Source organism: Clostridioides sp. ZZV15-6598, assembly GCF_020657705.1.
In the GTDB taxonomy this organism is placed as follows: Bacteria; Bacillota; Clostridia; order Peptostreptococcales; family Peptostreptococcaceae; genus Clostridioides; species Clostridioides difficile_F.
Genome location: NZ_JAGWCS010000136.1, coordinates 1 through 9,829 on the forward strand (window position 1 = coordinate 1; position 9,829 = coordinate 9,829).

Sequence of the window (9,829 nt, forward strand, 5' to 3'; positions counted from 1 at the left end):
GTTTTATAGTAATAAATAATTTAACAATTTATTATAACCCAAATTAAACCATAAATCAAAACTAATATTTTATTTTTTAGTAAAAAATAAAATATTAGTTTTGAAAACGCTTACTTTTTATGAAAATTTAATCTATTTCATCTTAAAATCTATCCTTTTTAAGCTCATATTATTCAATATGAAAATTAATTTAAAATTATTCTTCTTAAATATCAATTGGATAATCCTATTTTTTCTAAAATAAATAATGTATTATAATCGTTTTATTAATAAATTGTATACATAATAAACTTAAGTAAGAAACCTGTAATTTTACTCTACAAGATAAAACAGAAAATAAGAAAGTATACCATTTTTTCGAAAAAACGGTATACTTTCTTATTTTCTATCAGTCTATTCTTATTCTATTTTCTTCTTTTAATTAATTCTTTTTTTATTTCATCAATTTCAACACCTTTTTCTATCATTAAAACCAAAGTGTGATACACTAAGTCACTAATTTCATAAATAAGTTCACTTTTATCTTCATTTTTTGAAGCTATAATTACTTCACTGCTTTCCTCTCCAACTTTTTTAAGAATTTTATCTAGACCTTTGTCAAAAAGATAGTTAGTATAAGACCCCTCAATAGGATTGTTTTTTCTTTCATTTATTAAATCATATAATTCTTTTAATGTATTTTTTTGTACTTCAAGGTCAATTTTATCAGTATCATCAAATAAATCTCTATAGAAACAAGAATAATTACCTGTATGACAAGCTACCCCTGTTTGTTCAACTAAAAGTAATATTGTATCTACATCACAATCATAAGAAATCTTGACTACTTTTTGAGTATTTCCAGATGTCTCACCTTTAATCCATAGTTCTTGTCTACTTCTACTAAAGTAACAAGCTATTTTATCTCTTAAAGTTTTCTTTATAGACTCCTCATTCATATATGCTAACATCAAGACATCTTTACTTATTGCATCCTGAACAACAGCAGGAACTAATCCTTTATCATCAAATTTTACAGTTTTTATAAATTCTTCAAGTTCTTCACTACACACATTATTACATTTATCATTCATTTTTCCAATCTCCTTATAGATATTTAATTTATAATCTTACTTCTACACCCATTTCTTTTAAATACTTCTTTAAATCATTTATTTTTATCTCTCCAAAATGAAAAACAGATGCTGCTAAAATTCCATCTACATTAGATTCTTTGACTGCTTCATAGAAATCTTCCATTTTCCCAGCCCCTCCAGATGCTATAACAGGTACATTGACTAAAGAAGTTATTTTTGACAACAACTCTATATCATATCCATTTTTCATTCCATCTTCATCCATGCTATTTACAACAATTTCTCCAGCTCCAAGTTCAACACCTTTAACTGCCCATTCAATTGCATCTAAATCTGTTTTTTCTCTACCACCCTTTACATATACACTCCATGAACCCTCTTCATTTTTTTTTGCATCTATTGATAAAACTACACATTGTGCACCAAACCTTAATGAAGCTTCTCTTATTAATTCAGGATTTTTTACTGCTGATGAATTTATAGAAACTTTATCAGCACCTTTTCTTAAAATATTAGTAAAGTCTTCTAATTTATTTACTCCTCCACCTACACAAAATGGTATATTTATATTTTCTGCAACTTTAGATACAAATTCTAAAGATGTCTTTCTATCTTCATTTGATGCAGTTATATCATAAAATACAAGTTCATCTGCACCACAGTCACTATAAAATTTTCCAAGGACTTCTGGACTATCAACATCCACTATATCTGTAAACTTTTTCCCCTTTACAACTCTTCCATTTCGTACATCTAGACATGGTATTATTCTTCTAGTAAGCATAGTTGTTGAGCCTCCTTAAAGTCTATCTTCTTATCATAAAGTGCTTTACCTATTATTGCCCCATATAAGTTCATATTTTTGAGTTTTTTGATGTCTTCAATAGAAGTCACGCCTCCAGAAGCAATAACATTTAAAGATGTCTCTTTTGATATTTTTTCATATATATCAAAGTTTGGACCTTGAAGCATACCATCTTTTGATATATCTGTATAAACAATAGTTTTTACTCCTATTTTTTCAAGTTGTTTACATAAAGTCAGAGAATCTACATTACTTACAACTTCCCAGCCTCTAACCGCTACCTTTCCATCTTTAGCGTCAATTGAAACAACAATTTTTTCTTGATATTCATTAACCAACTCTTCAACTAACTCCATATTTTCAATTGCTATACTTCCAAGTATCACTCTAGTAACACCTGCTTTTATTAAACTTTGAACTTTTTCCTTGTCTCTAACCCCTCCACCTACTTGAATAGGTATTTTTATATTGTTTGCTATATTTTCAATTGTTTTTGTATTTACACCAAATTCACTTCTAGCTCCATTTAAATCTACTATATGTATATATTCTGCCCCTTCACTTTTCCATTTATATGCTACCTCTAATGGATTATCATAATATACATTTACTTTATCAAAATCACCTTGAGTCAATCTTACACATTTGTTATCCTTTATATCTATTGCTGGAAATATTATCATTTTATCATCTCCCCATATGCTTTTAATATATTTAAACCTACTTCTCCACTTTTTTCTGGATGAAATTGTATACCATATACATTATCTTTTCTAACTATAGCTGGAATTTTCTTCTCATACTCTGAAAAAGCAACAAGTTCTTCATTTGATGAATTCGCATAATATGAATGAACAAAGTATACATAGTCATCTTCTTTAATATATTTAAGGATATCATCATTTTTCTTATTAAATTTTAGATTGTTCCATCCCATATGTGGAACTTTTAAACTTATATCCAATTTATCAATGCTACCTTTTATAAGACCTAATCCTTCATACTCTCCATATTCATAGCTTTTTTCATAAAGTAATTGCATGCCTAGACATATGCCTATTAAAAACTTTCCCTTTGACACATGTTCTTTTATTATTGGTACCAAATCTAGTTTATTTAAAGCATTTATAGAATCTCTAAAAGCTCCAACACCTGGAAGTATTAGTGAATTTGCCTCCTTTATTTCATTTAAATTGTTAGAAATTTTAGTTTCTATTCCAGCCTTTTTAAAACCTCTGGATACAGAATCTATATTTCCTAGACCATAATCTACTATTATATTCATTTTTATAATACCCCCTTTGAAGATGCTATTTCATTGGAAATTACTTCACTACCTTCTTTCAATGCTCTTGCAAATGCTTTAAAAATACTTTCTATTTTGTGATGGTCATTTTCTCCATACAAAAGATTAATATGTAGAGTTACCCTAGATTCGTTCACAAAAGCTCTAAAAAATTCTTTAAAACACTGTGTACTCATACTACCAATCATTTGAGTGTCAAACTTTGCATTAAATACAAGATATGGTCTGTTGCTTATATCAATCGATACCATGGATAAAGATTCATCCATAGGTATGTAGATAGTAGAATATCTTCTTATTCCTTTTTTATCTCCTAAAGCGTTTTTAAATGCCTCTCCTATAGCTATACCTATATCCTCCACACTATGATGGTCGTCTACATATATGTCTCCTTTACAAATAACCTTTAAATCAAACTTACCATGAAACGCCATTAAAGTAAGCATATGGTCTAAAAATCCAATTCCAGTATCTATCTCAACTTTTCCAGTACCATCAATGTTCAGTTCTACTAAAATCTGTGTTTCAAGCGTATTTCTTTCTATCTTCCAAACTCTCATACTTAATTCTCCTTTTGAAAAATATCTTTTATAGCATTTACAAACATAATATTTTCTTCTTTATCACCAATTGTAACTCTATAATAATTTTCTAGTTTTCCACTAAACTTTCTTATTAGTACTCCTCTATCAATCAGCTTTTGTGATAAATCTTCTATCTCAGAGTAAAATAATATAAAGTTTGCTTGTGACTCATACGCTTTGATACCTATATCAATCATTTCTTTATATAATTTTACTCTTTCTTTTTTTACTTCACTTATATAAGACTTAACTACTTCTTTATTTTTCAATGCTCTTGTAGCAATGAAATCTGACAATGAATTTAAGTTATATGGAGGTCTTACCTTCTCAACAGAGTTTATTAAACCACTATTAGATAACATATATCCAGTTCTTATCCCAGCTAATCCAAATGCCTTTGATAGCGTTCTAAGGACGATTAAGTTTTCATATTCAAAAACATTCTCTAACATGCTTTCTTCCCCAAAATCCATATATGCTTCGTCTAAAACTACTAAACTGTTAGTTGAGTTTAAAAGTTTTATTATGTCTTCTCTTTTAAGTATTGTCCCTGTTGGATTATTAGGATTACAAACAATTACTATCTTTGGATTATTTTCTTTTACTTTTTCAATTACATCATCTATATTTATAACTAAATTTTCATCACTCTCAACACCTATAAACTTTGAACCATTTATCTGACTGTATATAGAGTACATGCTAAAACTTGGAGAAAAACTTAATATTGTTTCATCTTTATCTACAAAAGTATGTATTATCAAATCAATTATTTCACTTGAGCCATTTCCTACTAAAAGGTTTTTCTTACTTATTCCAGAAACATCTATGTAATTTATTATAGACTCTTTTAAATCGCTATAAGAGTCTTCAGGATATAAATTTAAATCTATATCACTATCTCCAAGTTCTTTAACAAGATACTTAAACAATTTTTTATTTCCTTCATTTGCATCAAGCTTTACCTTGCAATCTACATGATTTGGTTCGTATCCCTTTAGTTCTCTTATACTTTCTTTTTCTCTCAATTTAAACCTCTCCTTGTCAATTTTAATTATATTTTAGTTATCAATTTCCTTAAACAAGCGAATTATATTTTGAATTTGTTCGTACTTAAATCTATAACTAGCCCTATTTGATATAATCCTAGCACTTATATCACATATATCTTCTAATATTTCAAGACCATTTGCTTTAAGTGTATTACCTGTTTCAACTATATCAACAATTACATCTGATAAACCTACTATTGGAGCTAGTTCAACAGAACCATTTAGTTTTATTATTTCAATTTTCTGGCCTTTTTCTTTAAAATATTTTTTTGCTATGTTTGGGTACTTTGTTGCTACTTTTAGATATTCATCTTTTCTATAGATACTATCTCCCTTTAATCCTGCTACTGCAAATTTACATTTTCCAAAACCTAAATCATATATTTCATATACATCTGTTTCATTTTCTAAAATAGTATCCTTCCCCGCTATACCAAGGTCAGCAACTCCTTTTTCAACATATGTAACCACATCTGATGGTTTTACGTGTATATATATGATTTTATTTTTTTCATCTTTGAAAATTAGCTTTCTTGTATCAGTATCTATACTATCCCCCAATCCCATTTTTTTAAATTTTTTAAATGATTCCCCTTCTATTCTTCCTTTTGCCAATGCTATAGTTAAATAATCCAAAATAATACCTCCTTTTCAACCTTACTTATATACATACTTCATTAACTCATCAACACTTAATGTAAATCCAATAGCTGGAATTTCTCTTCCATACTCTTTAGTTAGAGAGTCATATCTTCCACCGCTTAAAATTTCTTTATATGAGTCTGGATAGTATCCTCTAAACATGACTCCTTCATAGTAATCAAGCATTGTAATCATTGATAAGTCAAATCTAGCTTTATCTAAAAAATTGCATTCCTCAATTAAATCATTTATTTGTTTTAACTCTTCAAGTGCTTGTTTCATCTTATCATTACAGTAAAATTTTTGTGCCTTTTCAATAACATTATATAGATTACCTTGAAAATTTAAGATATTTGATAATAATTCTTTTACATCATTTTTAATTTTTAAATCTTCAATGTATACTTTTAATTCATGGTTATTTTTTGTATATAATAAGTTTTTAATTTGATTTTCACAATTCTTGTTTAATTTTAATTCCTCTAATAGTCCATTAATATATTTACTACTTCCAACCTCTAAAATGAAATTATTGTTGTACTTTTCAAGTATTTTAAGAGCCAATTTTACCACTTCTCTATCTGCTTCTACAGAAGATTCTCCTAAGTACTCACAACCTATCTGTCTTATTTCTTTTATTCCAACTGTATTCTTATTTTTATATATAGATGAATTATAGAAAAGCTTAAGTTTTAAACCCTCTTCCCATCTTGGTATGAGACTTTTTATTATACTTGTAGTTATATCAGCTCTTAACACCATTACTCTTCCATTTACAACCTTTACCATAGATTCTTTTGGAATTTTACTATTTATATTTGTAAATTCATCATATTCTTCAAATAATTGTGGTTCTATTTGAAAATATTCTTCATCTAAGAAAAGCCTGTCTATTTCTCTTTTTAATTTGTATCTTTTTTTAGAATAAATAACTTCATCTTCAATCCTTAAAAATTTCATATTCTCACCCTTTTCATTAAAATTACTTTTACATTTGCAAATTTAAAACAATAAAAAAGCCATATAGGCTTTATACCTATATGGCTATAATTTTCTTTTAAAATTACTTCCCATCATAGATACAAGACCAATTACACTAAAAACAGGGCTTGTGTCTATGAATTAATTTCATATTACAATCCCTTTAATCTATGATGATGGTGATGATTTAATTTTATATTTAATTTTTCTACATTTAATCTCACCATGATAATTTCCTCCCAAATATTTTTTATTAATATTCTAAATTTACAGTTTTTTTATTACTATTAATAATAATATACTTTTCAAAAATTGGCAATAGTTATTTAGAAATTTAAATAAAATATTTTATATGATTTTTTATTTGTACAGTTAGATATTTAATCTTTACTTAATTTGGAAATTTTGTGTATAAAAAATGAAATTTCGGGAAAAATTGTAATAATTTAAAAAAACTTATTAAAATATAGTATAATAAGTATATCTTAATGTAAAGGGATGATTTTATGTATAAATATGATGACTATGTAAATTTAACAAATGATTTAGATTTGCCTGTAGAAATTAGAAATAAATGTGTTAGAATTGTTAGTGTGTCAGAGAATTTAGAGGATATAATTATAGTACATAAATTCAAACTATATGTCGTAAATGAGAAGTACATTAAAGGAATTATGGAATAGACATTTTGAATATGCTATTTTTATAAACAAGATATTATAAATATAATTTGATATTTATAATAAGGAACTGTCTTATAATAGAAGATACATTCTATATAAGACAGTTCTTTTTATTTTCTTCATTGTAGAATTTTTAGTATCAATTAACTGGATTTTTTAAACTATAAAACATACAATAAAACAGCTAAGAAGTGGAATAAAGAACCTAACATAATAAAAATATGAAATATTTCATGAAATCCAAATTCAGGACTTATATTTGGCTTCTTAATAATGTAAATAACTGCACCTATAGAGTAAGATACACCTTCCATTATTAATAAGTTAAGACAATCCTTAGGAATTGAATTAAATGCATTTATATCAAATACAATTGCCCATCCCATAAGTAAATATAGACCTGTAGACAACCATCTAGGTGCATCCATCCAAAATATTTTTATTACTATACCAATAAATGCAACTATCCATATTGCTGTAGTAAATATTATTCCCTCTTCTTTTTGCATAAAATACAGACATATTGGTGTATATGAACCAGCAATCAATACATAAATCATTGCGTGGTCTACTTTTCTGAAAAATAATTCTTGTTCTGGTGTACCCTTTAGAAAATGATAATATGAGCTTGCACTATAAAGAGCAATTAATGATAATCCAAATACAGACACAGATACTATCATCAAAAAAGAAGTTTGTTGTAAAGATATAGATTGAAAAATTAAAATTATAGTAGCTATAAGAGATAAACAAGCCCCTATAAAATGGGTTAAACTACTTATTGGGTCTCTACCCTTTAAAAAAAATTGATACATTTCGTCCTCCTACAATTATGTATTTTAAAAATTACATTTTATATATAGTTTTTAATACTATATTATAAACTTAATTATACCACTTTATATATCTTTTGCAACCATTAATATTGTTTTATTTTCTAAATTAGTGTATTATAGATATTATGGAGGTAACATATGATGAACAATGAATTAAATACCATAATACTAGAAACGCTAAATAATGCGGATATAACTTCAAATGATATTCCATCTATTGACCTATATATGGATCAAATTATTTCTCTAATTGACAATAAACTTTCTGCCAATAAAAGATTTGAGGATGATAAAATTCTCACTAAAACAATGATAAATAATTATAGTAAAGAGGGATTAATCAAACCTATTAAGGGAAAAAAATATACCAAAGAACAAATCTTACAAATGATAATCATTTATTCTATGAAAAATACACTTACAATACAAGAAATTAAAAAAATCTTAAATGGTGTATACGAAAAAGAGGATTTCAGTGGAGAAGACTTAGTGGCATGTTATGAAAAATTTATATCAATAAAAGAAAGGCAAAGAAATAATATGCCAAACTTTATAGAGTCTAATTTTGAAAATATCAGTATTAATCCAGAAAATAAAGATGATTTATTGATAGCCTTATTAAGCTTAACTTCAATGGCTGACCAATTGAAAAGTATTTCAGAAAAAATAGTAGATACTTTTTTCCAAGATACACCCAAAAAATAATTTTAATAAAGTAAGACTGAAAATAAATATTAAAATACAATATAACTTAAATTGCTCATTATTGTATACAATATAATTTTCAGTCTAAATATTAATACTTTCTATTTTTAACTCTTTCAAGAATCTCCATATCTAAAGTTTACAAATTTAATTTTATTCTATTTAAGTTTTGACAATGTGAACAATTCAAATTAACCTGAATTTGTTTATACCCTATGAAAACGGCTTGTTTAAGTATACCAGTGCCATCATCTATCATCACTACATTGTCTTTTATCTCTACATGGAAATTATTTTCTTGATTACACCAATAACAATCATACTTCTCATTACTTTTTTCTTCTCGCATGATTTTCGCCTCCTTCAATATAAGTTTCTACATTAAGAGAGGTTTTTCCTTTATATTTTCAATAAAATAAAATATTATAACTAAAACTTCATAGAATCTACTATACCTTCTATTTTTTCAGATGCTTTTTCTATTGCACTTTGTCTTTCTTCTTCACTAGTTCCAGTTCCATCTACTAATAATTCATCAAATTTTTTGATACCTATAAATTTCATGATACTTTCCACATAATTTAACCCTTTATTCATAACTGGTTTTAGTACCCATGGTATATGTCCACCTGAAGATTGTATATATACCATACTTCTATCAATATCATTTAGTATTCCTTGTGGTTTATCATCACCTTCAAAAGATATAGTTTTTCCATCTTGAATTATACAATCTATATATTCTTTAAGTGGTGCTGGAAAAGATAAACTCCACATAGGAGCTGCTATTACATATACACTTGCACTCACAAATTGGTCACAAAGACTTCTAATTTTTGCAAGTTCTTTTCTATCCTTATCGTCTAATTGCTTAGCAGCTTCTTCACTGACTATACTATTTCTCTTTTCGAAGTATTGATATTCCAATCTTGGTATATGCTCTTTATAAAGGTCTATCTCTTCAACTTCAAAATCCTTATTTTTTTCCATAAATTTATTGATAAACTTTCTTGCTACTGTTTTACTTGAAGATAAATCTTCTGGTTTTGAATTCACATTTATATATAATAATTTTTTCTTCATAAGCTCACTCCTAAGATTATTTTTATATTATTATTTCACAAAAATAACCATTCTATTCTGTAGTTAAATTATAAAG

The 9,829-nt window shown here is 26.6% G+C and carries 13 protein-coding genes; 2 read left to right on the forward strand and 11 right to left on the reverse strand.

Annotation, left to right across the window (positions count from 1 at the left end):
• Positions 1–404 precede the first annotated feature (404 nt).
• From hisIE to KGF50_RS18035, 8 genes are read right to left on the reverse strand one after another with little or no spacing between them, the layout of a single operon-like run.
• Complete coding sequence (gene hisIE / locus KGF50_RS18000; RefSeq protein WP_227849342.1) at positions 405–1,073, reverse strand: bifunctional phosphoribosyl-AMP cyclohydrolase/phosphoribosyl-ATP diphosphatase HisIE; 669 nt, start codon at positions 1,071–1,073, stop codon at positions 405–407.
• 28 nt (positions 1,074–1,101) lie between these two features.
• Positions 1,102–1,860: an imidazole glycerol phosphate synthase subunit HisF gene (hisF, locus tag KGF50_RS18005; RefSeq protein WP_227849343.1), complete on the reverse strand. Its 759-nt coding sequence runs from the start codon at positions 1,858–1,860 to the stop codon at positions 1,102–1,104.
• The gene (hisA, locus tag KGF50_RS18010) at positions 1,842–2,564 is read right to left on the reverse strand and encodes a 1-(5-phosphoribosyl)-5-[(5-phosphoribosylamino)methylideneamino]imidazole-4-carboxamide isomerase (protein WP_227849344.1); all 723 of its coding nucleotides are present in this window, start codon (positions 2,562–2,564) and stop codon (positions 1,842–1,844) included. Before hisA ends, hisF begins: the two co-directional genes overlap by 19 nt.
• On the reverse strand, positions 2,561–3,166 hold the full coding sequence (hisH, locus tag KGF50_RS18015; RefSeq protein ID WP_227849345.1) for an imidazole glycerol phosphate synthase subunit HisH: 606 nt from the start codon (positions 3,164–3,166) through the stop codon (positions 2,561–2,563). The genes hisA and hisH overlap by 4 nt, the downstream gene beginning before the upstream one ends.
• A gap of 2 nt (positions 3,167–3,168) precedes the next feature.
• Positions 3,169–3,747: an imidazoleglycerol-phosphate dehydratase HisB gene (gene hisB / locus KGF50_RS18020; protein WP_227849346.1), complete on the reverse strand. Its 579-nt coding sequence runs from the start codon at positions 3,745–3,747 to the stop codon at positions 3,169–3,171.
• A gap of 2 nt (positions 3,748–3,749) precedes the next feature.
• Positions 3,750–4,799: a histidinol-phosphate transaminase gene (gene hisC / locus KGF50_RS18025; protein ID WP_227849347.1), complete on the reverse strand. Its 1,050-nt coding sequence runs from the start codon at positions 4,797–4,799 to the stop codon at positions 3,750–3,752.
• 33 nt (positions 4,800–4,832) lie between these two features.
• On the reverse strand, positions 4,833–5,459 hold the full coding sequence (hisG, locus tag KGF50_RS18030; protein ID WP_227432938.1) for an ATP phosphoribosyltransferase: 627 nt from the start codon (positions 5,457–5,459) through the stop codon (positions 4,833–4,835).
• A 21-nt stretch (positions 5,460–5,480) separates the two neighbouring features.
• Entirely contained in the window at positions 5,481–6,425 is a 945-nt protein-coding gene (locus KGF50_RS18035) for an ATP phosphoribosyltransferase regulatory subunit (protein WP_227849348.1), read from the reverse strand.
• A 527-nt stretch (positions 6,426–6,952) separates the two neighbouring features.
• Between KGF50_RS18035 and KGF50_RS18040 the strand changes: the two genes are divergently transcribed.
• On the forward strand, positions 6,953–7,129 hold the full coding sequence (locus KGF50_RS18040; protein ID WP_003420092.1) for a hypothetical protein: 177 nt from the start codon (positions 6,953–6,955) through the stop codon (positions 7,127–7,129).
• A 161-nt stretch (positions 7,130–7,290) separates the two neighbouring features.
• On the opposite strand, the gene trhA is transcribed toward KGF50_RS18040, so the two are convergent.
• On the reverse strand, positions 7,291–7,944 hold the full coding sequence (trhA, locus tag KGF50_RS18045; RefSeq protein WP_227849349.1) for a PAQR family membrane homeostasis protein TrhA: 654 nt from the start codon (positions 7,942–7,944) through the stop codon (positions 7,291–7,293).
• A gap of 159 nt (positions 7,945–8,103) precedes the next feature.
• Between trhA and KGF50_RS18050 the strand changes: the two genes are divergently transcribed.
• Positions 8,104–8,670, forward strand: coding sequence for a DUF1836 domain-containing protein (locus KGF50_RS18050; protein ID WP_413926838.1), 567 nt, complete (start codon positions 8,104–8,106; stop codon positions 8,668–8,670).
• 139 nt (positions 8,671–8,809) lie between these two features.
• Here KGF50_RS18050 and KGF50_RS18055 read toward each other — a convergent pair whose 3' ends face one another.
• Both KGF50_RS18055 and KGF50_RS18060 read right to left on the reverse strand, forming a co-directional pair.
• Entirely contained in the window at positions 8,810–9,019 is a 210-nt protein-coding gene (locus tag KGF50_RS18055) for a hypothetical protein (protein ID WP_227432931.1), read from the reverse strand.
• Between the two features lie 80 nt (positions 9,020–9,099).
• Positions 9,100–9,753 carry an NAD(P)H-dependent oxidoreductase gene (locus KGF50_RS18060; protein WP_227849351.1) on the reverse strand — a complete coding sequence of 218 codons (654 nt, stop codon included), beginning with the start codon at positions 9,751–9,753 and terminating at the stop codon, positions 9,100–9,102.
• Positions 9,754–9,829: the final 76 nt, after the last annotated feature.